The organism is Leifsonia sp. HAY1-4F, assembly GCF_056755275.1.
This window is the reverse complement of sequence record NZ_JBNDHX010000577.1, coordinates 1-239: the sequence shown is the minus strand read 5'-3', so window position 1 is coordinate 239 and position 239 is coordinate 1. Positions and strand designations below refer to the sequence as shown.

Genomic DNA, 239 nt, shown 5'->3' with positions numbered 1-239 from the left:
TCACCGAAGAACGGTCGACGCCGGCCGGCAGCCATGCGTCCAAGGTGCGGTAGGCGGCGTTGAGCGCATCCCCTTTGCCTGTGCGGGCCAGGGGGCGGCGCCGGCGCACCAGATGGATCATGGAATCGCGCTCTGAGGCTGCGTCCACGATGTCGGCCGTAGCGTCGTCGCTGTCGTCATCGACAACCCAGACGTGGGCCTGCGGGAATTGCCTGCGCAGCAATCCCAGGGTTTCGCCG

The 239-nt window shown here is 67.8% G+C and carries 1 protein-coding gene; it reads right to left on the bottom strand.

Going from position 1 to position 239, the window contains the following annotated elements:
- The coding region (locus ACPYOG_RS20555; RefSeq protein WP_481295917.1) for a glycosyltransferase at positions 1–239 on the bottom strand (239 nt) is incomplete at both ends.